The organism is Hwangdonia sp. (genome assembly GCF_048381975.1).
Classification (GTDB): domain Bacteria; phylum Bacteroidota; class Bacteroidia; order Flavobacteriales; family Flavobacteriaceae; genus Hwangdonia; species Hwangdonia seohaensis.
Genome location: NZ_JBLWYT010000001.1, coordinates 571,460 through 594,561, shown reverse-complemented (window position 1 = coordinate 594,561; position 23,102 = coordinate 571,460). Strand labels below are relative to the sequence as shown.

The window sequence follows — 23,102 nt, the reverse complement described above, 5'->3', positions numbered from 1 at the left end:
ATATTAAGCTACCGCTTTTCTATTTTTACCTGTTTTCATCAAGCCATCATAATGCCTATTTAACAGATAAGAATTTATCTGTTGCATGGTATCAATTGCTACACCAACCATAATTAATAGTGATGTTCCTCCAAAAAACAATGCCCAACCTTGACTTACGCCCATAAGCTTAACTATAAATGCTGGAAAAACAGCAATAAGCGCTAAAAATATAGAACCTGGCAAGGTAATTTGAGACATGATTTTATCGAGGTATTCTGAGGTTTCAGATCCCGGACGAATGCCTGGTATAAAACCACCACTACGTTTTAGATCGTCTGCCATTTTATTGGTTGGTACCGTGATTGCCGTATAAAAATAAGTAAATACAATAATCAACAATGCAAAAGTTACATTGTACCAAAATCCAAATAAATCGGAATAATTTGCTTGCATCCAAGCGCCAACCGTTGAGTCTTTTAACAAGGCTGAGCCTCCAATCCAACTTGGTACAAACATAATAGCTTGTGCAAATATAATTGGCATTACCCCAGAAGCGTTAAGCTTTAATGGAATGTATTGTCTTGAACCTGCCATGGCACTTTTCTCGTAACCGCCAGATGCTGTACGTCTTGCGTACTGTACAGCAATTCTTCTAACGCCCATTACCAACATAATTGAGGCTAAAATAATTACAAACCAAATTACCAATTCAAAAAGAATTAACATCACGTTATTACCTTCTAATCTTGTTGCTGCGTTTTGTATAAACGACTGTGGTAATGTAGCGATAATACCTACCATGATTAATAATGAAATACCATTACCAATACCTTTATCGGTAATTTTTTCACCTAACCACATCGCAAAAATACAACCTGTTACCAAAATAGTAACCGATGAGAAATAGAACAAAAAGCCAGTGCCTAATAAAAATGCACTTGGTGGAATGCCCAACTGCGGTAAAGCAGCTAAGTATCCTGGTGCTTGTAATAAACAGATGGCGATGGTTAACCAACGCGTAATTTGCGTTATTTTCTTTTGCCCACTAGCGCCTTCTTTCTGTAATTTTTGAAGGTAAGGAATGGCAATACCCATTAATTGTACCACAATAGAAGCAGAAATATATGGCATGATACCCAACGCAAATACCGAGGCATTAGCAAAAGCTCCACCGGTAAAGGCATTAAGTAAACCTAATAAACCACCATCGGCTGAATCGGCTAAACCTCCTAATTGGCTAGCGTCAATACCTGGTAAAACCACTTGTGCACCAAAACGATAAACTAACAACAGACCCAGCGTAACTATGATCCGGTTTCTTAGTTCCTCTATTTTCCAAACATTTTTTAATGATTCTATAAATTTCATACTTATAATAAAATATTATAATGTTACAGCTTCTCCGCCTGCAGCTTCGATAGCAGCTTTTGCTGAAGCAGTAAACTTATGAGCAGATACTTTTAATTTTGCTTTTAATTCGCCACGGCCCATAATTTTAACTAGATCGTTCTTTCCAGCTAAACGGTTAGCAAATAGCGTTTCAAAATCAACGGTATCTTTTATTTTCTTATCATCAACCAATTGTTGCAACGTATCTAAATTGATACCTTGGTACTCCACGCGGTTAATGTTAGTAAAACCAAATTTAGGAACACGTCTTTGAAGTGGCATTTGCCCACCTTCAAATCCTAGTTTCTTAGAATAACCAGAACGCGACTTAGCACCTTTGTGACCACGGGTTGCCGTACCACCTTTACCAGAACCTTGTCCTCTACCTACTCGTTTTCCTTGGTTTTTTACTGAACCCTCTGCAGGTTTTAAATTACTTAAATCCATTTTTCAGTTTATATTTTTAAGCTTCTTCAACAGAAACTAAATGTGAAACTTTAGCAACCATACCTAATATGTTAGGTGTAGCTTCGTGCTCTTTTACTTGACCAATCTTTTTAAGACCCAGAGCTTCTAAAGTTCTTTTTTGTCTTTGCGTACGATTGATTGCGCTTTTAACTTTTGTTACTTTAATTTTTGCCATTTCTGTCTGTATTAAGCGTTAAAAACTTGTTCAAGTGTAATTCCTCTGTCTCTTGCTATGGCGTTGGCATCTCTTAATTGCAATAAAGCATCAAAGGTTGCTTTAACCACGTTATGAGGGTTTGACGAGCCTTGGGATTTTGATAATACATCGTGTACACCAACAGCCTCTAAAACCGTTCTAACTGCTCCGCCAGCAATAACTCCGGTACCGGGAGCAGCAGGAATAATGTTTACTCTTGCTCCACCGTATTTACCTTTTTGTTCGTGTGGCAATGTTCCTTTTATAATAGGAATGCGCACTAGGTTTTTCTTGGCATCTTCAACAGCTTTTGCAATTGCACTAGCAACGTCTTTAGATTTTCCTAAACCTTGTCCTACAACACCAGCTTCATCACCAACCACAACGATTGCCGAAAAACCAAATGCTCTACCACCTTTAGTTACTTTTGTAACTCTTTGTACACCAACCAAACGATCTTTAAGATCTAATCCACCTGGTTTTACTAATTCTGCACTTTTATATTTTTTAAACATAATTTCTTAGAATTTAAGTCCTGCTTCTCTAGCGCCTTCGGCTAATGATTTTACTCTACCGTGGTATAAATATCCACCTCTATCGAAAGCAATAGTTTCAACGCCTGCTTTTAAAGCTTTTTCAGCAACAGCTTTACCTACTAGGTTTGCTACTTCTGATTTGTTTCCTTTTGCAGAACTAATATCTTTATCTCTTGAAGATGCTGCGCTAATGGTTTTACCATTTACATCATCGACTACTTGAGCATAAATTTCTTTATTACTTCTAAAAACAGTTAATCGTGGTCTTGCTTCTGTACCAGAAACAACCTTACGGATTCTGTTTTTTATTCTTGTTCTTCTTTGGTTCTTTGTTAATGCCATAACTTAATTATTAAGCTGATTTACCTGCTTTTCTTCTTAATTCTTCACCAACAAACTTAATTCCTTTTCCTTTATAAGGTTCTGGTCTTCTAAAACCACGGATTTTTGCGGCTACTTGACCAACAAGTTGTTTATCGAATGATGTTAATTTTACGATTGGATTTTTTCCTTTTTCAGAAATAGTTTCCACTTTTACTTCTGGAGCAACATCTAAAACTATATTATGGGAAAAGCCTAAAGCCAAATCCAATTTTTGTCCTTGGTTTGATGCTCTATAACCTACACCAACCAATTCCAGTTCTTTTGTCCATCCCTTTGATACACCTTCAATCATATTGTGCATTAATGATCTGTATAAACCATGTTTTGCTTTTTGATCTTTAGAATCTGAAGAACGTGTTACCATTACATTACCATCCTCGACTTTAATATCTACAGAATCGAAATTTTGGGTTAATTCTCCCAATTTTCCTTTTACTGTAACTACGCCGTCTTTTATATCAACTGTAACGCCTTCTGGAATTACTACTGGGTTATTACCTATTCTTGACATGTTTTTCTTCTTTTTAGATTAGTAAACGTAACACAATACTTCGCCACCTACATTATCTCTTTTGGCTTGTTTACCAGTCATTACTCCGTGAGAAGTAGAAACTATGGCAATACCAAGGCCGTTAAGGATTCTAGGTAACTCGTTAGAACCAGCATACTTACGTAAACCTGGTTTACTAATTCTTTGCAATTTCTTAATTACAGGTTCTTTGGTTTCTTTGTTGTACTTAAGCGCTATTTTTATGGTGCCCTGTACCGTTGAATCGTCGAACTTGTAGCTTAAAATATATCCTTGTTCGAATAATATTTTAGTGATGTCTTTCTTTAAATTAGATGCCGGTATCTCAACAACCCTATGGTTGGCACGCACTGCGTTTCTAATTCTTGTAAGATAATCCGCTATTGGATCTGTATACATATTTATTAATTTGCGGTAATGGTTTTCAAACGAACTCTTCCTTTGAACCTAATACCAATTTATAATTCTTTTTTTTTTACCAACTTGCTTTTCTAACACCTGGTATTAAACCTTGGTTAGCCAATTCTCTGAATGTTACACGAGACACTCCGAAAGTTCTCATATAACCTTTAGGTCTTCCAGTAAGTTTACATCTGTTATGCATACGTACGGGAGAAGCGTTTTTAGGTAACTTTTGTAATGCTTCGTAATCGCCGGCTTCTTTTAAAGCTTTGCGTTTTTCGGCATATTTAGCTACTGTTTTTGCTCTTTTCACCTCGCGGGCTTTCATTGATTCTTTAGCCATATCTTAGTTCTTTTGAAAAGGTAACCCTAGTTCAGTTAATAATGATTTTGCTTCTTTATCGGTATCTGCGGTTGTTACAAATGTAATATCCATACCAGAAATCTTGTTCACTTTATCAATGTTGATTTCTGGGAATATAATTTGTTCGGTAATTCCTAAATTGTAATTACCTCTACCGTCAAATCCTGTAGCTTTAATTCCGTTAAAATCCCTAACACGTGGAAGTGCCGAAGTAACCAATCGATCTAAAAACTCGTACATGCGCTCGCCACGTAAAGTTACTTTTGCCCCAATTGGCATGCCTTTACGCAATTTAAACGATGCAACATCTTTTTTAGACAATGTTGAAATAGCTTTTTGTCCAGATATAGTTGTTAATTCTTCCACAGCGTGATCGATTAACTTTTTGTCTGCAACGGCCGCCCCTACACCTTTAGATATTACTATCTTGGTAAGTTTAGGAACTTGCATTACATTCTTATATCCAAATTCGTCTGTAAGAGCTGCAATTACTCTGCTTTTATACTCTTCTTTAAGTCTTGGTGAATATGCCATAACTATATTACTTCATTAGATTTTGTTGAAAATCTTACTTTTTTATCGCCTTCCATTCTATAGCCAATTCTTGTTGTTTCGCCTTTTGAGGTTAACAACGATAAATTGGATATGTGAATAGCAGCTTCTTTCTCTACGATTCCTCCTTGAGGATTTTGTGCACTTGGTTTAGTATGTTTCTTAACCATGTTTACTCCCTCAACAATCGCTTTGTTCTTTGCTATAAATACCTTTTGTACCTTGCCTTCAGACCCTTTGTGGTCTCCAGCAATTACTTTTACGGTATCTCCAGTTTTTATTTTAAGCTTTCCCATCTTAATATTTATGTATTAAAGCACCTCTGGTGCTAATGATACAATCTTCATGAATTGTTTGTCACGAAGTTCTCTAGCAACAGGACCAAATACACGTGTACCTCTCATCTCACCGGTTGGGTTTAACAAAACACAGGCGTTATCGTCAAATCTTATATAAGATCCGTCTGGTCGTCTTACTTCTTTTTTAGTACGCACAACAACTGCAGTTGAAACCGCACCTTTTTTAATGCTTCCATTAGGTGTTGCGTCTTTAACAGAAACAACTATTTTGTCTCCTACAGAAGCATACCTTCTTTTAGTACCACCTAAAACACGGATAGTTAAAACTTCCTTTGCCCCAGTGTTGTCTGCTACTTTTAATCTTGATTCTTGTTGTACCATAATTACTTAGCTCTTTCTAGGATTTCTACTAATCTCCAACATTTAGATTTGCTTAAAGGTCGTGTTTCCATGATCTTTACCTTATCGCCAATGTTGCAATCGTTTGTTTCGTCGTGTGCTACGTACTTTTTCGTTTTTAATACGAATTTTCCATACATAGGATGTTTTACTTTTTTAACTTCTGCAACAACTATTGATTTTTGCATTTTGTTACTAGTAACAACTCCTATACGTTCTTTTCTTAAATTTCTTGTTTCCATCTTTCAGCAGAATTATTGTAATTCTCTTTTAGTTAATTCGGTCGCAATTCTGGCTACGGTTCTTCTTATTGAACGTAATTGAATTGGATTTTCTAAAGGAGATATTGCATGAGCCAATTTTAGGTCTGAATAACTCTTTTTTGTTTCACCAAGTTTTTCTTGTAACTCAGCTACAGATAATTCTTTAATTTCTGATTGTTTCATAATATCAAATAAATTATGCTTCGTAATCTCTAGCGATTAAAAACTTAGTTTTTACCGGTAGCTTTTGTGCTGCTAAACGCAATGCTTCTTTTGCAACGTCTAATGGCACACCACCAATTTCAAATAAAACCCGTCCTGGTTTAACAACGGCCACCCAATATTCTACGGCACCTTTACCTTTACCCATACGTACTTCAAGAGGCTTTTTTGTAATAGGCTTGTCTGGAAAAATTTTAATCCAAAGTTGTCCTTCTCTTTTCATGTAACGTGTAGCGGCAATACGTGCTGCTTCTATTTGACGCGATGTTAAAAAATTCGAGTCTAATGCTTTTATTCCAAAAGTTCCGTTTGATAATTGGTGACCTCTACCTGAGTTCCCCTTCATACGTCCTTTTTGTTGCTTACGAAATTTTGTTCTTTTAGGCTGTAACATTTTTCTTTACTTTATAAAAAATTACTTTCTACGACGAGGTCCTTTGTTGCCACCTCTTCCGGGGCCACCTTTTCCTTGCTTTTTGGACAATCCAACAAGCGGAGAAAGCTCTCTTTTACCATATACTTCACCTTTCATGATCCATACTTTAACACCCAATCTACCGTAAGTAGTGTGTGCCTCAACTAAAGCATAATCAATATCGGCTCTAAAGGTTGATAAAGGAATACGTCCTTCTTTGTAATGTTCGCTACGTGCCATTTCTGCCCCGTTTAAACGACCACTAATTTGAATTTTAATGCCTTCAGCATTCATTCGCATTGTTGCAGCAATAGCCATCTTGATTGCACGACGGTATGAAATTCTGTTTTCAATTTGACGAGCGATGCTTGATGCTACTAAAAATGCATCCAGTTCAGGTCTCTTAATTTCAAAGATGTTAATCTGAACTTCTTTTCCGGTAATCTTTTTAAGCTCTTCTTTTAACTTGTCTACCTCTTGTCCGCCTTTCCCAATAATAATACCTGGTCTTGCAGTAGTGATAGTAACGGTTACAAGTTTTAAAGTTCTCTCGATGATTACCCTACTTACACTAGCTTTAGATAAACGCGCGTGAACGTATTTTCTAATCTTATCGTCTTCGGCAAGTTTATCACCATAATCGTTTCCTCCGTACCAGTTAGACTCCCATCCTCTGATAATTCCTAAGCGATTTCCGATTGGATTTGTTTTTTGTCCCATACTCTTATTAAGCTTGTGTGTTATTGTTGGCTCCTACCACTAATGTTACGTGGTTTGAACGTTTTCTAATTCTGTGTGCACGACCTTGAGGTGCTGGACGCAATCTTTTTAACATAGATCCGCCATCAACTCTTATCTCTTTTACAAATAATTCTGCAGTTTCAACATCGGCATCCTCGTTTTTTGCTTGCCAGTTAGCGATAGCTGATAATAACAACTTCTCTAAACGGCCAGATGCTTCCTTATTGTTAAACTTTAAGATATTAAGTGCATGTTCTACCTTTTCGCCTCTTACTAAATCGGCTACTAAACGCATTTTTCTTGGTGATGTAGGACAGTTATTAAGTTTTGCAAAAGCAACGTGCTTTTTTGCTTCCTTAATAGCGTCTGCCATTTGTTTTTTACGACTTCCCATAGCTTACTACTTTTTACCTTTGTTTTTAGCACCTGCATGTCCACGGAATGAACGTGTTGGTGAAAATTCTCCTAATTTATGGCCTACCATGTTTTCAGTAACATATACTGGAACAAATTGTCGGCCATTGTGTACCGCTATGGTTTGTCCAACAAAATCTGGTGTAATCATACTGGCACGAGACCAAGTTTTGATTACCGTTTTTTTGTTAGCTTCAACATTTGCAGCTACTTTTCTTTCTAATTTATAATGAACGTAAGGTCCTTTTTTTAATGATCTTGCCATGTCTTATTTCTTTCTACGTTCTACAATATATTTATTACTCGCTTTGTTTCTAGAACGGGTTCTGTAGCCTTTAGCTGGAATACCGTTTCTAGAACGAGGATGTCCACCTGAAGATTTACCTTCACCACCACCCATTGGGTGATCAACTGGATTCATTACTACCGGTCTGGTACGTGGTCTTCTTCCTAACCAGCGTGTTCTACCTGCTTTACCGCCAACTAATAACTGGTGGTCTGAGTTAGATACTACACCTATTGTAGCCATACAGTTAACAAGAATTAATCTTGTTTCTCCTGAAGGCAATTTGATAGATGCAAACTTTCCGTCTCTTGCCATTAACTGCGCAAAAGCGCCTGCACTACGCGCCATAATGGCACCTTGTCCCGGACGTAACTCTACACAAGAAATAATGGTTCCTAATGGAATTTCACTTAACGGCATCGCGTTCCCAATTTCTGGAGCCACATCTGTTGCACCAGATACTACATTTTGCCCAACCTGAAGTCCATTTTGAGCGATAATGTATCTTTTCTCACCATCTTGATAATTCAATAATGCGATAAAAGCGGTTCTGTTTGGATCGTATTCTATTGAAGCTACTTCAGCAGGAATACCCGCTTTGTCTCTTTTAAAATCGATAATACGATACTTTTTCTTATGACCGCCACCTATGTAGCGCATGGTCATTTTTCCCTGACTGTTTCTACCACCAGACCTTTTGTTCGGAACGAGTAAACTCTTTTCCGGCTTATCAGTAGTTATGGCGTCATACCCATTTACTACTCTAAATCGCTGTCCTGGTGTGATTGGTTTTAATTTTCTTACTGACATTTGTCTTTAATTACATGTTACTGTATAAATCAATCATTTCACCTTCCGCCAGCTGTACAATTGCTTTTTTAACAGCATTTGTTTTACCATTTTGAATACCTGTTTTTGTGTGCTTGGTATTACGATCTGGACGGACATTTATAGTACGAACTTTTTCAACAGAAACGCCATAAGCAGCTTCAACCGCTTTTTTGATTTCTATCTTGTTCGCCTTCGTATTCACTGAGAATGTATAGCAGTTTCTCAACTCGCTTTGAGCTGTCGCTTTTTCTGTGATTATAGGTTTAATTAAGATACTCATGGTTTCTATTTACTTAAATTTGTTTCAATTCCTTCTAAAGCACCTTCTAAAAGCACCACTTGATTGGCGTTTAAGATTTTATAAGTGCTTAATTCTGAGGCTGTTATAACTTCTGAAGTTTTTAAATTGCGCGATGACAAATATACGTTATTATTTGAGCCACCCAACACAAACAGCGTTTTTTTCTTTTCAAGCTCTAAAGCTTTTAAAACGGCTGTAAAATTCTTGGTCTTTGGAGCATCAAAATTAAAGTCTTCTAAAACCGTAATTGATTTCTCTCCTGCTTTGATACTTAAGGCAGATTTACGTGCTAAACGCTTTAGGTTTTTATTAAGTTTTATGCTGTAATTTCTTGGTCTTGGACCGAACATACGACCACCGCCCTTAAAAATACCAGACTTAATACTACCTGCTCTTGCCGTACCAGTTCCTTTTTGCTTTTTAATCTTACGTGTACTTCCAGAAATCTCAGCACGTTCTTTCGATTTGTGAGTTCCCTGACGTTGGTTTGCCAGATATTGTTTAACATCCAAATACACTGCGTGATTATTAGGCTCAATAGCGAACACTTCGTTAGAAAGGTCTGCCTTTCTACCTGTGTCTTTTCCGTTTATATCTAAAACTGCTACTTTCATTATTTTCTAATAATTACATAAGCGTTTTTGTGACCAGGAACACATCCTTTAACCACAAGTAGATTCTTTTCAGCAACTACTTTTAAAACTCTTAAATTTTGAACTTTCACTTTTTCACCGCCCATGCGTCCTGCCATTTTCATGCCTTTAAAAACACGAGCAGGGTACGATGCAGCTCCAATAGATCCCGGTGCTCTTAAACGGTTATGTTGACCGTGGGTAGCTTGACCTACACCACCGAAACCATGACGTTTTACAACCCCTTGAAATCCTTTTCCTTTAGATGTTCCTGCGATATCAACGAATTCTCCTTCGTTGAAATGCTCAACAGTGATTGCATCTCCTAATTTGTACTCCTCATCAAAACCTTTGAATTCGACGATTTTGCGTTTTACAGAAGTACCCGCTTTTTTAGCATGACCTAAGTCTGCTTTAGTAGCGCTTTTTTCTGTCGCGTCATCGAAACCTAATTGAACAGCTTTATAGCCGTCAACCTCTTCAGTTCTGACTTGGGTAACGATACATGGTCCAGCTTCGATTACTGTACAAGGAATGTTTTTCCCGTTTTCATCGAAGATGCTGGTCATACCGATTTTTTTTCCAATTAACCCAGACATATTTATTATTTATTAATTATTATTATTTCGCTGAAACCTCCCTTCAACTTTGCTCAGGGCAAAAATTCAACATACTTATTTAAAAAAACTCAGGGTCGAAATACGCTCAACCCTGAATGTATTTTTACCGTTTTTCCCGCGACCGCATCGGTGGGACATGTTTGCAATTCTGAATTCAGAATTCTGAACTTGCAATTACACCTTTATCTCTACTTCAACACCACTTGGTAATTCAAGCTTCATTAACGCATCAATGGTTTTTGATGACGACGAGTAAATATCCAATAACCTCTTATAAGACGATAATTGAAATTGTTCTCTTGATTTCTTGTTTACGTGTGGCGAACGCAATACAGTGAAAATTTTCTTGTGTGTTGGTAATGGTATTGGTCCCGTTACAACAGCGCCAGTACTTTTTACTGTTTTTACAATCTTTTCAGCAGACTTATCCACTAAGTTGTGATCGTAAGATTTTAATTTTATTCTGATTTTTTGACTCATTTTCTTAAGATTTACGATTCAACGCCTTTTGCTGCTTTAATTACTTCTTCAGATATGTTTGAAGGCGTTTCAGCATAGTGTGAAAATTCCATTGTTGATGTTGCACGACCAGAAGATAATGTTCTTAATGTAGTTACATAACCAAACATTTCTGATAATGGCACAGTTGCTTTCACTGTTTTTGCTCCGGCTCTATCGCCCATATCACTTACTTGTCCTCTTCGTCTGTTCAAATCTCCAACAATGTCACCCATGTTTTCTTCAGGTGTAATTACCTCAAGTTTCATAATTGGTTCCATGATTACAGCTTTGGCAGCTTTAGCGGCATTTTTAAATCCTATTTTTGCAGCTAATTCGAAAGATAATTGATCAGAATCCACATCGTGGTAAGATCCATCCGTTAATGTTACTTTCATAGCATCAACTTCATATCCTGCCAATGGTCCATTTACCATGGCCATTTTGAATCCTTTTTCAATTGAAGGGATAAATTCTTTTGGAACGTTACCACCTTTAATTTCAGACACAAAATCCAATCCAACTTTGCCTTCTTCTGCTGGCTCTAAAGTAAATACGATATCGGCAAATTTACCACGTCCACCAGATTGTTTCTTATAAACCTCTCTGTGTTCTGCACGCTGAGTAATTGCTTCTTTGTACTCTACTTGAGGTTGCCCTTGGTTTACTTCAACTTTAAACTCACGCTTCAAACGGTCAACAATAATATCTAAGTGAAGCTCTCCCATTCCAGAAATAATAGTCTGCCCTGAAGCTTCATCAGTTCTCGCTGTAAATGTTGGATCTTCTTCAGATAATTTGGCTAAGGCCATACCTAATTTATCAACATCTGCTTTGGTTTTAGGCTCCACCGCGATACCAATTACCGGATCTGGAAAGTCCATAGATTCCAAAACAATTGGGTGTTTTTCATCAGACATCGTGTCACCAGTCTTGATGTCTTTAAACCCGACTGCTGCTCCAATATCTCCTGCTTCGATAAAATCGATAGCGTTTTGCTTATTAGAGTGCATTTGGTAAATACGGGAAATACGTTCTTTTTTACCTGAACGGTTATTCAAGATGTAAGACCCTGCCTCTAAACGACCCGAGTATGCTCTAAAAAATGCCAAACGCCCTACGAAAGGATCGGTAGCAATTTTAAAAGCTAATGCTGCAAACGGGTCTTTAACACTAGGCTTACGTATTTCTTCTGATCCTGTATCTGGATTTGTACCTATTATACTTTCTCTATCCATTGGAGAAGGCAAATAACGACACACGGCATCTAATAAGAACTGTACACCTTTATTTTTAAATGAAGAACCACATACCATTGGTATAATAGCCATATCCATTACAGCAGCCCTAAGTGCAGCGTGCACTTCATCTTCTGTAATAGAATCTTCATCTTCCATGAATTTTTCCAATAAGTTTTCATCGTAGGTTGCCACCTCTTCAATCAATAAAGCACGATACTTACGTACTTCATCTTTCATGTCTTCAGGAATTGGCACAACATCGAAAGTAGATCCGAAATTGTCATCATGCCATACAATAGCTCTGTTTTTAACTAAATCTACGATACCTTTAAAATCCATCTCATCACCAATGTTCAATACAATTGGTACCGCGTTGGACTTCAACATATCTTTGACTTGCTGGCAAACACCTAAAAAGTTAGACCCTTGACGATCCATTTTATTAACGAAACCAATTCTTGGTACTTTATAGTTATCTGCAAGTCTCCAGTTAGTTTCAGATTGTGGCTCAACACCATCAACTGCACTAAATAAGAATACTAAACCATCTAATACACGTAACGAACGGTTTACTTCAACCGTAAAATCTACGTGACCAGGGGTGTCAATAATATTAAAATGGTAATCTTGAGCATCTGCGGTTGGCTCACCATTTTCTTTAGGGAAGGTCCAATCGCAAGTTGTAGCTGCCGAAGTAATAGTAATACCTCTTTCTGCTTCTTGCTCCATCCAGTCCATTGTAGAAGCACCATCGTGAACTTCTCCAATTTTGTGTGAGACTCCCGTATAAAATAGAATTCGCTCTGTTGTGGTTGTTTTACCAGCATCAATATGAGCTGCAATTCCTATGTTTCTTGTAAGTTTTAAATCTCTTGCCATATCGTAAATTAGAATCTAAAGTGAGAGAATGCTTTGTTAGCTTCAGCCATTTTATGAGTATCTACTCTTTTCTTAACTGCTGCCCCTTCTTCTTTAGCTGCTGCCAAAACCTCTGAAGCTAAGCGTAAAGCCATTGATTTTTCGTTTCTTTTTCTCGAATAGGTTATTAACCATTTCATGGCTGTAGATACTTTGCGATCTGGACGAATTTGCATTGGGATTTGGAATGTGGCACCACCAACACGACGGCTACGTACTTCTACGTGAGGCATCACATTTGATAACGCGTCTTTCCAGATTTCCAAAGCTGTTTTTTCTTCGTCAGTTTTTTTCGAATCTACAATATCAATTGCATCGTAGAATACTTTAAAAGCGACAGACTTTTTTCCGTCCCACATCATCATATTAACGAAACGTGTTACTAACTGGTCGTTAAATCGTGGATCCGGTAAAAGCGGTCTCTTTTTTGCTGCTCTTTTTCTCATGTCTTCTTCTTAAAGTTTTTTAATTACTTTTTAGGGCGTTTTGCACCATACTTAGATCTACGTTGCGTTCTGCCAGAAACACCTGCTGTGTCTAAAGCACCACGTACAATGTGATATCTAACTCCTGGTAAATCTTTTACCCTTCCACCTCTAACCAATACTATCGAGTGCTCTTGCAGATTGTGTCCTTCACCACCGATGTATGCGTTAACCTCGTTACCGTTTGTTAAACGAACCCTTGCTACCTTACGCATTGCTGAGTTAGGTTTTTTAGGAGTTGTTGTGTAAACACGAGTACACACACCACGTCTTTGCGGACAAGAATCTAAAGCAGCCGATTTACTCTTCTTGGTTATTTTGGCTCTTCCTTTTCTTACTAATTGCGAAATTGTTGGCATATATATTTAATATAAATTTTATTATCCTCTTTTAAGAGGGGTGCAAATGTAGAAATTAAAATTTATAATTCAAACCCTAATTCATTAATTTTTAAGAGATTTCAAAAATTATTGCCTTAGCTATATTATAAGCGTAGATTTTCCGTTAGATTTACACTGAAAAGTTGGAAGCTGGAAGTTAGCAATCCGAAGCCTAAAACTGCTCTATCGAATCATTTTAGCAATCTTTAATCTGTGCAAAAAAACACCTTTTTACTCCTTATTATATATGCGATTTTGTCTTTGGAAGGATTTTGTCAAAATTTAAGTTTAAAGGTATATGGCGAAACCAAAGTTGAAACCCGCGTTATCGATTCTTTAAATTACTTAAACCGGCATAACGATTATGCATCTGTACTGCTTGAAGTCGATTCGATTCAAAACGCCCTTTTTAAAATGGGCTATATTGCGAATAAACGAATAGGCATCAACAAAAAAAACGATTCTGTTTACACCGCCCAATTTCATCTTAAAAAAAAATACAATACCATATATATATACTACAATAATCTGGCTGTTGACCCATCTGTTTTAAAATTGATATCACAGGATGTTTTTGACGACTATTTTATCCTTCCGTTTACCGCTGTAGAACGTAGTTTGGTTTTTATCAACCAAAAAGCTTCAGAACAAGGCAACCCGTTTTCAACATTAAAATTAGCAAACATCCGAACGGATAAAACCAATTTAAAAGCTGACTTGATAATTGATTCAAAAGAACAAAAAAGAACTATTGACCATATTGTAATAAAAGGCTACGAGAAATTCCCGAAATCGTACCTAAAACATTATTTAAAAATTAAGCCCCAGCAAACATTCAACTTAAACCGTATTAAGCAAAAAACAGACTTGCTCAACGATTTAAAATTTGCGAATCAAATAAAAGCGCCGGAAGTTCTGTTTTCAAAAGTTTCGACCACACTATATATTTATGCCGAAAAAACAAAAAGCAATTCGTTTGATGGGTTTTTGGGCTTTGGAACAAACGAGGACACCAACAAATTGGTGTTTGACGGGTATTTGAATTTAAACCTTACCAACAACTTAAACTTTGGCGAGTCGTTTAGCTTGCTTTACAAAAGCGATGAAAACGACCAAAAAACCTTTAGAACAGATGTAACCTTACCTTATTTATTTAAGTCGCCCATTGGGGTAGATTTGCGTTTACAGATTTTTAAAAAGGACTCCACTTTTACTACCGTAAACCAATCTGCTAAAATGCATTATCAAATAAATTCGAAACATAAGGTTTTTGTTGGTGTTACAACTACCACTTCAAATAACTTATTGTCTTCAAATAATTTTCAGAACATTGCAGATTACGATTCAAATTTTTACACCCTTGCTTATCAATTTTTAAAACGGCAAAACACCAATTTATTATTTCCCATAAAATCAGACCTATATCTTGAAACCGGATTTGGCCATAGAGAAGCAACAAACAACAAAGAAAAGCAATCGCAATACACCATTGATGCATTTACAATTTTTAACCTTAACGATAAAAACAGCTTTTATTTTAGGGTTAATGGCTCTAATTTAATGTCCGATACGTATTTTGAAAACGAACTCTTTCGATTTGGCGGCATAAACTCCATTCGCGGTTTTGAGGAAAACAGTTTGTTGGCCTCATTATTTGGCGTTTTAAACACAGAATACAGATACCAACTTAACCATGCCATATTTATTCACAGCATAACAGATTTGGCCTATTTTGAAAACCAAATGACAAATGACAAAGAAAAACTTTTTGGCTACGGCTTTGGGTTTGGTATTTTAACAAAAGCCGGTCTTTTTAAGTTTAATTATGCCAATGGAAAAACCGAGAATTTACCTTTTAAGTTCTCAAATTCCAAGATACATTTAAGTTTAATAGCCGACTTTTAGTAGACCTAAATTAATTGATTTTGTTTTTTTAACTATCATTACGCTATCCAAAAAGATTTGTGCAAACGCCATCTAATATACCAAATCCCTGTACATTCAAAAATTGTCAATTTTATTTCATGGGTAGTTTTTAATAACATGATGTTATACCAGCTTTATTTTAAGCGGTTTAAAAGAAGTCTTCTGTAACCGCATTACCCAAACAGCTAATTTTCCTGCTTATACTTTGAGCAAAATAAATAATTTTCGGGGCAAGCATTGGGAAATTCTAACGATTAAACACTCTTAAAATTCAACCCGAGCAAATGATGTGGTAACTCAACTCATATATTATGCCTTTTTATAAGACAAAAAATTAAGCTTTAATTGGAAACAGCGTTAATTAATTAACGCTGTTTCCAATTATTATCTTATGCACAATAATTATATAGGATTCTGCTCAATTAAAGGATTTGCATCAATCTCATCCTGAGGTATTGGCCATGTCCATCTGTTATCTCCTACAGGAACTTGCATAATACCGTTAGTATATGTAGAACTTTGGTTTGAACCTGTCCTATCCAACGGTAAGTTTAATCGTTTTAAATCGTACCATCTAAAACCCTCGCCCCATAATTCAACACGTCGCTGCACCATAATTTCATCAATTAACGCCTGCCCCGTATTGGTAGATAACGTATATGCACTATCTCTTGTAATAACCATATCGTACAATGCTTGAGCTGCTAATCCGTCCTGATTATTTCTAGCTAAAGCCTCTGCTTCTATCAAGTACATTTCCGCTGCGCGCATTAAAGGCACATCAACACGACTGTCGCCATTGCTTACCGCTATAAATTTTTGATTGGTATAAGGAAATCTTTTATGGCTAGACAACAAAGAAACCCCAGGAGGTAAATTTAGATGCTCTCCAGTTGGGTCCCAAAGTGTTTTACGCACATCGGTAGCAGAAATCATATCATATAACAAATTACTGATTGACCTAGGATTACCACGAATTGCCGATGAACTAAAATTTCTTGAAATATAAGCGCCATAATTTCCAAATGTGTCTGTTTGGTCTTCTACTATTTGGCTTGCCCACATAAACTCACTATTGTTTTCTGAAAACACCTGAAAACCATTGGCATAAGTTGCTTCGTCCATTAAAGCAAATCCTACTCTAGCTTCAGCGGCAAATTGTGCTGCCATAGCCCATTTACCTTGTGTTAAAGCCACTCTTGCTTTTAATCCTTTTGCAACATTTGCATTAAAATGTGATTTGTTATTTCTAACATATCCATCTAATAAAACAATAGCATCATCTAAGTCTTTATTAATTTGAGTATACACTTCTTCAACTGTGTTTCGTGCAATAGGATCGATAGAGTTATCTGTTTTAATTGGAACTCCTAATTGCGAGTTTCCGCCTCCAGGTTCATATCTATCGCCCCATAATCGTACTAAATGAAAATGAGAAAACGCTCTATAAAGTAAGGCTTGTCCTTTTATAGCATCTCTATCTGCTTGTTCTCCCGATGCGTTATCAACACCATTAATTAATACATTGGCATTTGCAATCCATTGATAAAACATGCCCCAATTGGCTGTATTGTATGCATTGTCTGGCTCAGAATTTGGTCTCCATCTGTAAGAATGTGTCCAATTACTTCTGTTAAAAACGTGGTCTTCGCCAGCTTCGTCTATATGCATATTAAATGCTCCTATACCACCTCTACCTTGGCTTCCGTATCTTACATACAAGGCTCTATGTATACCGTTTAATGCCGTTAAGGCATTATCTGTAGTTAAAACTGCTGCTGAAGACGACACTTGGTCTGTAGGGAAAGTATCTAAGTAGTCTTTTTCGCAAGCCGTAAAACAAAAGGATACAGCCAAAATTCCGATAAAAGAAATTATTGTTTTTTTCATTGTTTTTTTTTTAAAATTTAACATTTAATCCTAAAGAAACTATTCTTGATGGTGTATAAACATTGGATGTTGTTCCGCTAAAATTCTGTTGTATGTTTAAACCTTTTCTCGCATTAATTGAAAACACATTCTCCGCACTTAAATAAAGTTCTGCTGTATTTATGCCTATTGCACTTATAAAGTCCGATGGCAAGTTATATGAAAAATTAATACGTTTCATGTTTAGAAAAGAGGCATCAACCAACCACCTGTCTGATGTGGCATTAAAGTTAGTAGTTTGCGAAGCATCTAACCTAGGTACATTTGTTATGTCCCCCGGTTGTTGCCAACGATCTAGAATATCAACACTTTTTGCAGTTCCGTATCCTCCAGAGCTCATGATACCTTGATAGTTGTAATCAATACTTTCACCGCCTATTTGATAAGTAAACAAGAAACTTAAATTAAAATTTTTGTATCTAAACGAATTGTTAATAGCTCCTGTTAAATCTGGAATCGCTGTACCTGCATAATGAAATTCTGCATTAGATTGGTTTGTTGTTAATGTATTGCCATCAACAACTCTGATGTCTGATCCATTAGCATCAATAGCATCTTGAGTTGGGGTATATAATGCTGAACCATCTGCAGGATCTACGCCATACCAATCTTTTAACCAATAATCATAAATTGAGCGGCCTACCATTAATTTTTTAGACCCATTTATAATTTCATCTTGAGGTAGTTTTGTAAACTCGTTTTTAATGGTTGTAGCATTTACGCCAATATTCCAATTAAAATTGTCGCTTTTTACAACATCATAATCTAAACTTACCTCAAAACCTCTGTTAAATAAAGTACCTATGTTTCTTGGGATATCTTCACTCCCACTAGACAATGGTAATGGCACATCAAAAAGTAAATTTGCAGACTCACGGTTATAATATTCAACCGTTCCGTTTAATCTATTCCATAATCCAAATTCTATGGCTACATCATAGCTTTCACTAGCTTCCCATTCCAATAAAGGAGCCTCCAGTGACGCTTGTAAAAAACCTGATTCTGACTGGTTGTTAAAGTCTAAATCATATAACCCTTGGTAAGCATACCACCCAATTCCAGAGTTGTTTCCTAACTCACCATACGATGCTCTAAATTTTAATAGGTTTATAGCTTCTATGTTTTCAATAAAAGACTCTCTTTCTAACCTCCAAGCAAGACCTAAAGACCAGAATTCACCCCAACGAACATCTGATGCAAATTTAGAAGTCCCATCTGTTCTATAAGATGCACTCAAGAAATATTTACCATCGTAATCGTAATTAAAACGGCCAAAGTAACTTTCATCTCTTAATAAATCTGTAGCAGATTCTAAGTTTGTGGTGGTAACAAAATTTATTAATTCGGTATTACCATCAGCAATTAACTGTCTTCTTGTCCCGCTAAAGTCATTTACTTTTAGTTGTAAAGATTCGTGCGCAGCTAATAATTTAAAGTTATGATCGCCAAACGATTTAGTATAATTTAAAAGTTGGTTAAACCCTAAAGTGGTTCTTCTGTTGTATCGTCTTGAAGCTCTACCTCCCGGAGCACCGTCACCAACCAATTTGTTTTCAAAATCCGTGGTGTACCAATGCCTTTGATTCCAACTCGCATTTACGGTTAACATTAAATCTTGAGTGAAATTAATATCAAAATACGTTTTTCCGCTTACAGAAGTGATTTCATCTATATCGTCATTATAATCTATTTCTGCAAGAATATGTCTTCCTCCACTTGCACCACTAGGTCTGTTATCATCCAAATCATAAAGACGGTTTCCGTTATCATCTAAAATAAAGTTTCCAGCGGCATCATGCTGATAAATAGGATAAATAGGTGCTACGCCTCTTGCAAAACGCACTGGATTAACAAACGAGTTACTTTGTGTACTTCCTGTTTGAGCCTGATTACCTTTAGAAGTTGTAACCGCAATATTCAATCCTGTTTTAAGCCAATTATTTGCTTGATAATTTGCATTAATACGTCCTGAAAATCTTTCAAAATCAGATTTTTTGATATATCCTTCTTCATCTAAATACCCTAATGACACATAAAAATCGCTTTCTTCTGTACCGCCCTGGTAGTTAATATCATAATTATGGCGAATCCCTACTCTGGTAATGGCATCAACCCAGTCTACGTCGTTATATAAAAGCCTAGCGTTTGGATTAATTTTTCCGTCTGGCCCCACAATTTGGTCATCAGCAACATTATATGGATTGTTTAGTAGCTCATTAATAATATTGGACGAAGCAAATGCATTGGCTGCGGTAACATCTGCTGCTGAATCTACACCTGGGATAGCCTGACTGTTTCGCATAGACTCCCACATGATTTCATAATACTCATCAGAATCTAATCGATCATACTCTGGTATAGCTCGGTCTACAATACTCGTTGATGCATTTAAAGAAAATTGTCCTTTTTTATTTTTTCCTTTTTTTGTTGTGATTAAAACCACTCCATTTGCAGCCTTATTTCCGTAAAGTGCTGTTGATGATGCATCTTTTAAAATGGTTAAACTTTCAATATCCGCAGGGTTAATTGAGTTTATTGAGGCATAAAACGGAATACCATCTACAACGTACAAAGGATCGCTGTCTGCACTAAAAGAACCAAATCCTCTAATACGTATATCTTGCCCTTGCCCCGGTTGTCCACCAGCAGCTGTTACCGAAACTCCTGCTGAGGCGCCTTCAATAGCTGCTGAAACATTAGCTACAGTTATTTTAGAAAGTGCTTCACTGTTAAGTTGTGTGGCAGATCCTGTAAAATCTGCTTTTTTGGCAGTTCCATAGGCAACAACTATAACTTCGTCAAGAATGGCGGTATCTACATCCATTTTAACATTAATTGTATTTGATGTTCCTACCTGTATTTCCTTGGTAGTCATTCCTACATAACTAAATATAAGGATGTCACCTTGGTTAGCTTCAATAGAATAATTTCCATCAAAGTCTGTTTGTGTACCAATTTGTGTTCCTTTTATTATTACACTTGCTCCTGGCAATGGCAATTGCCCATCGGTAACCACACCTTTTACAACCTTTGTTTGCACACTTGTAATTACGGGCTCTTCTTTGGTTTTAATAATAATAGTATTATTTGCCGCAATTGAAAAAATAAAATCACCTTCTTTTAGGCTTTTATCAAGTAATTGGTTTGCCTGAATAACCCCCTTTTTAATAAAAACTTTAGGAAAGTTTTTAAACATATCTTCCTGATAAATGAACCTGTAATCGGTTTGTCTTTTAATAATTTTAAAGACTTCGTCTACAGTTAATGTAGTATCATCTGAGATTTCAATTTTGGTATTTTGCGAAAAAATATCAACGGATGAAAACCCAAATGATAATGAACACAATAAGAATATAAAAGTTCTCATAATGATAGTTAGAATCCTTTTTCTAAATAAGAAAAAGAAAGTAGTTGGTTTAATTTTCATAAATTTACATGTTTTAGTTGATTAACTATTAATTGATTACTACAGACTTAAGAGGTGCAAAGTTTGATACCGCCAAATGTCTACTTTAGCCCTCTTTTTTTATTTTAAAATTATTTGTTTGTTTTTAATTGCATATGCATTTATAAACCCAGATTCTTTAATGCTTATCAAAACATCTTCAATATTTTGATTTTTGCTAAGAACACCAATAAACTTAATGTTTTGAATTTTATCATTAGCAAATACGACATCCATATCGTACCATCTCGAAAGCACTTTCATAATATCTTTTAATGGCTTGCCTTCAAAACTAAAAACACCTTTCACCCAAGAGGTTGCATTATAAACATCAATATCTTTTAAAATTATATTTTTATTTAACAAACTAACTTGAGATTGCTGATTAGGTTTTAAATAAACATTTTCTGATTGATTAGAAACTTTTACCTTACCTTCAACCAAAGTGGTGTAAACCATATTTTCATCTTTATATGATTTAATGTTGAATTTAGTTCCCAACACTTCAACCGTCTGCATCCGGCTTGCTACCCTAAACAAAGCACCGTTATGTCGTGAGCTGGGAGATACATCAAAAAAAGCTTCACCGTAAACTAATTCTACTTCACGGTTTTCTCCTTCAATAAAATTAACAGGATATTTAAGTTTAGACTCTGAGTTTAACCACACCTTAGTTCCGTCTGATAATTGTAAAAAAAACTGCCCACCTCTTGGCACCGTTAAATAATTGTATACTAATTTAGGCTTTAAGTTAATTCTATTGTTGTAAAATAATTTGTCCCCTGTGCTTTTTACGTTTTTAGTAGCATAAACCTGTCCTTTTTCAAGATCAACATATTGCCCGTCCTCTAGCGTTAATGTCGCTTTATCGGTACCTACTTTAATTTTATTTGTTGATATCTTAACATCGGCTCCTTCATATTCACTACTATTATATTTCCAGACAAATGCTATAGAAATTAACACTAAAGCAGTTGCCGCATATTTTAAAGCGTTGTTTTTATAAAACGATGTAAGTTTTATATTTTTTTGAGACTCTTCATTTACTTTTGATGTAACACTATTAAAAATTTTGTTTTTTAACTCGTTTTTAAGTGCATCGTCAAATGGCCATTCCTTGTTTTTGTTTTGATTTGAAAAGAAATTGGATAAAAACTTAATCTCATCATCTGAAATATCTCCAGACTGAAGTTTTTTAATTAATTGTTGTAAATAATTTTTATCTTTAACACTCACTAGTTAGCCTCTTTATATTAATGACGCAAAAAAGATGTGCATCCCTAACAAAAAACAGTATTATTTTTATTTTTTATTTTTCTGGAGTTAATCTGGGGCTAACAAACCTTTACAAAAAAAACAAAAAAATGATGGTGTAGGGTATGTTAACCAAGGAAGGTCTAATTATTTTTAAAGCTTTAGTAATGTATGCCTCTACTGATTTTGTAGAAATGTTTAGTTGTGAAGAAATTTCCTTATGGCTTAATTGGTTCTCTCTACTTAGGTTGAATACTTTTTTACATTTTTCGGGCAATGTGTTTACAACTGTATTTATTTGTGCTTCAAGCTCTTTATAAATCAGCTTTGACTCTGGAGTTGTTGTTTGAATTTTTACATCAAAATTTTCCAGCAACTCTTCAGAAAAGGCATTTTTATCTTTTCTAAAAATATCATAAACTTTATGAAGAACACAAGTGTATAAATAGCCTTTTAATGTGGTTTTAATTAAAAGTGCATCTCGTTTTTCCCAAATTTTAATAAATATTTCTTGGATAACATCCTCAGAAATTTCACGTTTTTTCAAGAGGCTGAATGCATAAATAAACAGTTGCTCCCAATATAAATTATAAATTAGTTTTAAGGCGTCTTCATCATTGCGCTTTAGACGCTCAATTAATTTTTGATCTTTAATTTTATTAAAACTCATTTGTTAGTTTTCATTCGAACCATAACAAATGTAATAAAATATTTTATTCAATATCTCCCGAATACAAAAAAAGAAAGCCTCTCATTTGAGAACCTGACTTTTTAAATTTTCAAACCCAAATACAACACTGG

The 23,102-nt window shown here is 35.7% G+C and carries 30 protein-coding genes; 1 reads left to right on the top strand and 29 read right to left on the bottom strand.

The window, feature by feature from the left end; translation table 11 throughout:
• Positions 1-3 precede the first annotated feature (3 nt).
• From secY to rpsL, 25 genes are all read right to left on the bottom strand, one after another.
• The gene (gene secY, locus ACN5J7_RS02580; RefSeq protein ID WP_418602535.1) at positions 4-1,350 is read right to left on the bottom strand and encodes a preprotein translocase subunit SecY; all 1,347 of its coding nucleotides are present in this window, start codon (positions 1,348-1,350) and stop codon (positions 4-6) included.
• A 15-nt stretch (positions 1,351-1,365) separates the two neighbouring features.
• A complete protein-coding gene (gene rplO / locus ACN5J7_RS02575) occupies positions 1,366-1,818 on the bottom strand; it encodes a 50S ribosomal protein L15 (protein WP_311939237.1) in 453 nt (150 codons plus the stop codon).
• 16 nt (positions 1,819-1,834) lie between these two features.
• The gene (gene rpmD, locus ACN5J7_RS02570) at positions 1,835-2,014 is read right to left on the bottom strand and encodes a 50S ribosomal protein L30 (RefSeq protein WP_099563536.1); all 180 of its coding nucleotides are present in this window, start codon (positions 2,012-2,014) and stop codon (positions 1,835-1,837) included.
• An 11-nt stretch (positions 2,015-2,025) separates the two neighbouring features.
• On the bottom strand, positions 2,026-2,550 hold the full coding sequence (gene rpsE, locus ACN5J7_RS02565) for a 30S ribosomal protein S5 (protein WP_092847729.1): 525 nt from the start codon (positions 2,548-2,550) through the stop codon (positions 2,026-2,028).
• 6 nt (positions 2,551-2,556) lie between these two features.
• Positions 2,557-2,913 carry a 50S ribosomal protein L18 gene (gene rplR, locus ACN5J7_RS02560; RefSeq protein WP_311939229.1) on the bottom strand — a complete coding sequence of 119 codons (357 nt, stop codon included), beginning with the start codon at positions 2,911-2,913 and terminating at the stop codon, positions 2,557-2,559.
• Positions 2,914-2,923: 10 nt separating this feature from the next.
• Complete coding sequence (rplF, locus tag ACN5J7_RS02555; RefSeq protein ID WP_311939227.1) at positions 2,924-3,466, bottom strand: 50S ribosomal protein L6; 543 nt, start codon at positions 3,464-3,466, stop codon at positions 2,924-2,926.
• 18 nt (positions 3,467-3,484) lie between these two features.
• Positions 3,485-3,883: a 30S ribosomal protein S8 gene (rpsH, locus tag ACN5J7_RS02550; RefSeq protein ID WP_311939225.1), complete on the bottom strand. Its 399-nt coding sequence runs from the start codon at positions 3,881-3,883 to the stop codon at positions 3,485-3,487.
• Between the two features lie 76 nt (positions 3,884-3,959).
• Positions 3,960-4,229 carry a 30S ribosomal protein S14 gene (gene rpsN, locus ACN5J7_RS02545; RefSeq protein ID WP_311939222.1) on the bottom strand — a complete coding sequence of 90 codons (270 nt, stop codon included), beginning with the start codon at positions 4,227-4,229 and terminating at the stop codon, positions 3,960-3,962.
• Positions 4,230-4,232: 3 nt separating this feature from the next.
• Positions 4,233-4,784 carry a 50S ribosomal protein L5 gene (rplE, locus tag ACN5J7_RS02540; protein ID WP_311939219.1) on the bottom strand — a complete coding sequence of 184 codons (552 nt, stop codon included), beginning with the start codon at positions 4,782-4,784 and terminating at the stop codon, positions 4,233-4,235.
• A gap of 2 nt (positions 4,785-4,786) precedes the next feature.
• Entirely contained in the window at positions 4,787-5,098 is a 312-nt protein-coding gene (gene rplX, locus ACN5J7_RS02535) for a 50S ribosomal protein L24 (protein WP_311939216.1), read from the bottom strand.
• A 15-nt stretch (positions 5,099-5,113) separates the two neighbouring features.
• Positions 5,114-5,482: a 50S ribosomal protein L14 gene (gene rplN / locus ACN5J7_RS02530; RefSeq protein WP_311939213.1), complete on the bottom strand. Its 369-nt coding sequence runs from the start codon at positions 5,480-5,482 to the stop codon at positions 5,114-5,116.
• A 2-nt stretch (positions 5,483-5,484) separates the two neighbouring features.
• Positions 5,485-5,742: a 30S ribosomal protein S17 gene (gene rpsQ, locus ACN5J7_RS02525; protein ID WP_034043311.1), complete on the bottom strand. Its 258-nt coding sequence runs from the start codon at positions 5,740-5,742 to the stop codon at positions 5,485-5,487.
• Between the two features lie 12 nt (positions 5,743-5,754).
• Complete coding sequence (rpmC, locus tag ACN5J7_RS02520) at positions 5,755-5,946, bottom strand: 50S ribosomal protein L29 (protein WP_034043309.1); 192 nt, start codon at positions 5,944-5,946, stop codon at positions 5,755-5,757.
• Positions 5,947-5,959: 13 nt separating this feature from the next.
• Positions 5,960-6,379, bottom strand: coding sequence for a 50S ribosomal protein L16 (gene rplP / locus ACN5J7_RS02515; RefSeq protein WP_034043306.1), 420 nt, complete (start codon positions 6,377-6,379; stop codon positions 5,960-5,962).
• Between the two features lie 21 nt (positions 6,380-6,400).
• The gene (gene rpsC, locus ACN5J7_RS02510) at positions 6,401-7,120 is read right to left on the bottom strand and encodes a 30S ribosomal protein S3 (protein WP_311939205.1); all 720 of its coding nucleotides are present in this window, start codon (positions 7,118-7,120) and stop codon (positions 6,401-6,403) included.
• Positions 7,121-7,127: 7 nt separating this feature from the next.
• Positions 7,128-7,535, bottom strand: a complete 408-nt coding sequence (gene rplV, locus ACN5J7_RS02505; RefSeq protein ID WP_311939202.1) for a 50S ribosomal protein L22 — start codon at positions 7,533-7,535, stop codon at positions 7,128-7,130.
• Positions 7,536-7,541: 6 nt separating this feature from the next.
• Positions 7,542-7,820 (bottom strand): 30S ribosomal protein S19, encoded by a 279-nt coding sequence (gene rpsS / locus ACN5J7_RS02500; protein ID WP_013869040.1) that lies wholly within the window; start codon positions 7,818-7,820, stop codon positions 7,542-7,544.
• A 3-nt stretch (positions 7,821-7,823) separates the two neighbouring features.
• Positions 7,824-8,651, bottom strand: a complete 828-nt coding sequence (rplB, locus tag ACN5J7_RS02495) for a 50S ribosomal protein L2 (protein ID WP_311939197.1) — start codon at positions 8,649-8,651, stop codon at positions 7,824-7,826.
• Between the two features lie 10 nt (positions 8,652-8,661).
• A complete protein-coding gene (gene rplW, locus ACN5J7_RS02490; RefSeq protein WP_311939194.1) occupies positions 8,662-8,952 on the bottom strand; it encodes a 50S ribosomal protein L23 in 291 nt (96 codons plus the stop codon).
• Between the two features lie 5 nt (positions 8,953-8,957).
• Complete coding sequence (gene rplD, locus ACN5J7_RS02485) at positions 8,958-9,587, bottom strand: 50S ribosomal protein L4 (RefSeq protein ID WP_418602532.1); 630 nt, start codon at positions 9,585-9,587, stop codon at positions 8,958-8,960.
• Complete coding sequence (gene rplC / locus ACN5J7_RS02480; RefSeq protein ID WP_418602531.1) at positions 9,587-10,204, bottom strand: 50S ribosomal protein L3; 618 nt, start codon at positions 10,202-10,204, stop codon at positions 9,587-9,589. The genes rplD and rplC overlap by 1 nt, the downstream gene beginning before the upstream one ends.
• Before the next feature lie 195 nt (positions 10,205-10,399).
• A complete protein-coding gene (rpsJ, locus tag ACN5J7_RS02475; protein ID WP_010181931.1) occupies positions 10,400-10,705 on the bottom strand; it encodes a 30S ribosomal protein S10 in 306 nt (101 codons plus the stop codon).
• A gap of 11 nt (positions 10,706-10,716) precedes the next feature.
• On the bottom strand, positions 10,717-12,843 hold the full coding sequence (fusA, locus tag ACN5J7_RS02470; protein WP_418602529.1) for an elongation factor G: 2,127 nt from the start codon (positions 12,841-12,843) through the stop codon (positions 10,717-10,719).
• A gap of 8 nt (positions 12,844-12,851) precedes the next feature.
• Positions 12,852-13,328, bottom strand: coding sequence for a 30S ribosomal protein S7 (gene rpsG, locus ACN5J7_RS02465; RefSeq protein WP_311939173.1), 477 nt, complete (start codon positions 13,326-13,328; stop codon positions 12,852-12,854).
• 23 nt (positions 13,329-13,351) lie between these two features.
• A complete protein-coding gene (gene rpsL, locus ACN5J7_RS02460; protein WP_019386263.1) occupies positions 13,352-13,726 on the bottom strand; it encodes a 30S ribosomal protein S12 in 375 nt (124 codons plus the stop codon).
• A 234-nt stretch (positions 13,727-13,960) separates the two neighbouring features.
• Between rpsL and ACN5J7_RS02455 the strand changes: the two genes are divergently transcribed.
• On the top strand, positions 13,961-15,652 hold the full coding sequence (locus tag ACN5J7_RS02455; RefSeq protein ID WP_418602527.1) for a POTRA domain-containing protein: 1,692 nt from the start codon (positions 13,961-13,963) through the stop codon (positions 15,650-15,652).
• Between the two features lie 423 nt (positions 15,653-16,075).
• Here the strand turns inward: ACN5J7_RS02455 and ACN5J7_RS02450 are convergent, their stop codons facing one another.
• The 4 genes from ACN5J7_RS02450 to ACN5J7_RS02435 form a co-directional block, all read right to left on the bottom strand.
• Positions 16,076-17,563, bottom strand: a complete 1,488-nt coding sequence (locus ACN5J7_RS02450) for a RagB/SusD family nutrient uptake outer membrane protein (RefSeq protein WP_311939169.1) — start codon at positions 17,561-17,563, stop codon at positions 16,076-16,078.
• Between the two features lie 10 nt (positions 17,564-17,573).
• Positions 17,574-20,969, bottom strand: a complete 3,396-nt coding sequence (locus ACN5J7_RS02445; protein ID WP_418602526.1) for a SusC/RagA family TonB-linked outer membrane protein — start codon at positions 20,967-20,969, stop codon at positions 17,574-17,576.
• A gap of 159 nt (positions 20,970-21,128) precedes the next feature.
• Positions 21,129-22,283: a FecR family protein gene (locus tag ACN5J7_RS02440; RefSeq protein WP_311939164.1), complete on the bottom strand. Its 1,155-nt coding sequence runs from the start codon at positions 22,281-22,283 to the stop codon at positions 21,129-21,131.
• Between the two features lie 109 nt (positions 22,284-22,392).
• On the bottom strand, positions 22,393-22,971 hold the full coding sequence (locus ACN5J7_RS02435; protein WP_418602525.1) for an RNA polymerase sigma-70 factor: 579 nt from the start codon (positions 22,969-22,971) through the stop codon (positions 22,393-22,395).
• Between the last annotated feature and the right edge of the window lie 131 nt (positions 22,972-23,102).

Coding starts and splice junctions, on each gene's coding strand:
- rplE (WP_311939219.1), bottom strand. CDS start 4,784: ATGGCATATTCACCAAGACTTAAAGAAGAGTATAAAAGCAGAGTAATT.
- rpsN (WP_311939222.1), bottom strand. CDS start 4,229: ATGGCTAAAGAATCAATGAAAGCCCGCGAGGTGAAAAGAGCAAAAACA.
- rplW (WP_311939194.1), bottom strand. CDS start 8,952: ATGAGTATCTTAATTAAACCTATAATCACAGAAAAAGCGACAGCTCAA.
- rplR (WP_311939229.1), bottom strand. CDS start 2,913: ATGGCATTAACAAAGAACCAAAGAAGAACAAGAATAAAAAACAGAATC.
- rplN (WP_311939213.1), bottom strand. CDS start 5,482: ATGGTACAACAAGAATCAAGATTAAAAGTAGCAGACAACACTGGGGCA.
- ACN5J7_RS02445 (WP_418602526.1), bottom strand. CDS start 20,969: ATGAGAACTTTTATATTCTTATTGTGTTCATTATCATTTGGGTTTTCA.
- rpmD (WP_099563536.1), bottom strand. CDS start 2,014: ATGGCAAAAATTAAAGTAACAAAAGTTAAAAGCGCAATCAATCGTACG.
- rplC (WP_418602531.1), bottom strand. CDS start 10,204: ATGTCTGGGTTAATTGGAAAAAAAATCGGTATGACCAGCATCTTCGAT.
- ACN5J7_RS02435 (WP_418602525.1), bottom strand. CDS start 22,971: ATGAGTTTTAATAAAATTAAAGATCAAAAATTAATTGAGCGTCTAAAG.
- secY (WP_418602535.1), bottom strand. CDS start 1,350: ATGAAATTTATAGAATCATTAAAAAATGTTTGGAAAATAGAGGAACTA.
- rpsE (WP_092847729.1), bottom strand. CDS start 2,550: ATGTTTAAAAAATATAAAAGTGCAGAATTAGTAAAACCAGGTGGATTA.
- rplO (WP_311939237.1), bottom strand. CDS start 1,818: ATGGATTTAAGTAATTTAAAACCTGCAGAGGGTTCAGTAAAAAACCAA.
- rplP (WP_034043306.1), bottom strand. CDS start 6,379: ATGTTACAGCCTAAAAGAACAAAATTTCGTAAGCAACAAAAAGGACGT.
- fusA (WP_418602529.1), bottom strand. CDS start 12,843: ATGGCAAGAGATTTAAAACTTACAAGAAACATAGGAATTGCAGCTCAT.
- rplV (WP_311939202.1), bottom strand. CDS start 7,535: ATGGGAAGTCGTAAAAAACAAATGGCAGACGCTATTAAGGAAGCAAAA.
- rpsJ (WP_010181931.1), bottom strand. CDS start 10,705: ATGAGTCAAAAAATCAGAATAAAATTAAAATCTTACGATCACAACTTA.
- rplB (WP_311939197.1), bottom strand. CDS start 8,651: ATGTCAGTAAGAAAATTAAAACCAATCACACCAGGACAGCGATTTAGA.
- rpsS (WP_013869040.1), bottom strand. CDS start 7,820: ATGGCAAGATCATTAAAAAAAGGACCTTACGTTCATTATAAATTAGAA.
- rplF (WP_311939227.1), bottom strand. CDS start 3,466: ATGTCAAGAATAGGTAATAACCCAGTAGTAATTCCAGAAGGCGTTACA.
- rpmC (WP_034043309.1), bottom strand. CDS start 5,946: ATGAAACAATCAGAAATTAAAGAATTATCTGTAGCTGAGTTACAAGAA.
- rpsH (WP_311939225.1), bottom strand. CDS start 3,883: ATGTATACAGATCCAATAGCGGATTATCTTACAAGAATTAGAAACGCA.
- rplX (WP_311939216.1), bottom strand. CDS start 5,098: ATGGGAAAGCTTAAAATAAAAACTGGAGATACCGTAAAAGTAATTGCT.
- rpsL (WP_019386263.1), bottom strand. CDS start 13,726: ATGCCAACAATTTCGCAATTAGTAAGAAAAGGAAGAGCCAAAATAACC.
- rplD (WP_418602532.1), bottom strand. CDS start 9,587: ATGAAAGTAGCAGTTTTAGATATAAACGGAAAAGACACAGGTAGAAAG.
- rpsC (WP_311939205.1), bottom strand. CDS start 7,120: ATGGGACAAAAAACAAATCCAATCGGAAATCGCTTAGGAATTATCAGA.
- ACN5J7_RS02450 (WP_311939169.1), bottom strand. CDS start 17,563: ATGAAAAAAACAATAATTTCTTTTATCGGAATTTTGGCTGTATCCTTT.
- rpsQ (WP_034043311.1), bottom strand. CDS start 5,742: ATGGAAACAAGAAATTTAAGAAAAGAACGTATAGGAGTTGTTACTAGT.
- rpsG (WP_311939173.1), bottom strand. CDS start 13,328: ATGAGAAAAAGAGCAGCAAAAAAGAGACCGCTTTTACCGGATCCACGA.